The sequence below is a fragment of the Thermus sp. FJN-A genome, assembly GCF_054655095.1.
This window is the reverse complement of sequence record NZ_BAAHSC010000123.1, coordinates 1-750: the sequence shown is the minus strand read 5'-3', so window position 1 is coordinate 750 and position 750 is coordinate 1. Positions and strand designations below refer to the sequence as shown.

1 protein-coding gene and 1 pseudogene are annotated in these 750 nt (G+C 72.0%); both read left to right on the top strand.

Annotated features, from left to right (window positions below; genetic code table 11):
• A pseudogene (locus ACYQ0J_RS00650) lies at positions 1–325 on the top strand (hypothetical protein); the annotation flags it as partial.
• A 97-nt stretch (positions 326–422) separates the two neighbouring features.
• The coding region (locus ACYQ0J_RS00645; RefSeq protein WP_460170272.1) for a hypothetical protein at positions 423–750 on the top strand (328 nt) is incomplete at its 3' end.

Sequence of the window (750 nt, the reverse complement as noted above, 5' to 3'; positions counted from 1 at the left end):
CCCCGGCGCCCAGGTGGTGCGGGCCTCTCAGTTCCCGGGGCCGCCCAAGGCCCGGCTCGCCCAGCGCACCCGGGCCGTGGTCCTTGGCCACCGGGGCCTGGGCCTGCCTCCGGCCTCCTGCCTCTTGGTCTTCCCGCCGGAGGGCGGGGCCCCCGCCCTGGGGCCCGGCTCCTCCCTGGCCCTCCGCCTGGCCCTCGAGGCCCGCCTCCCCGCCTGGGTGGCCGGGGAGCCCCGGCCCCTGGGGCCCGGGTGGCTCCCCCTCTCCCTGGCCGGGGTGCCGGGGTGGGCCCTGCCCCCTATTCAGGGAGGGCTTTTCGCCTTATAGGGCTTGACAAAGCCAGCTTTGCGTCATATAATGATGACGGAAACGGAGGCCGGGACCCCGCCAAGAGCCAGGCCTCCGGGTTCCAAGGGAGGAAACCATGAAGCAGGTTAGCACGCAGGCGCAGGTTCAGGTTCTCAGCAGGGATCAGGCCCTTCGGAACGCCGCCTGGGCCATCGCCAAGGCGCGGGACAGGCTCGCCGAGCTTTACAGCTGGGCCATCGCCGGGGCCGGGAGCGAGAACTACATCACCCCCCTCCTCCTGGCTAGGGAAATCCACGAGGCCCTGACGGAGGCCATTGTCTGGTCCACCGCCTTCGCTTCTGTGGAAAACTTCAGCGAATCCGCCGAGGCTTTCCTGGAGGAGGCCCGCCTCGAGGCCGCCCGCATCCTCCGGCAGAGGGAGGCCGCCCAGCCCGCCGCCGGGG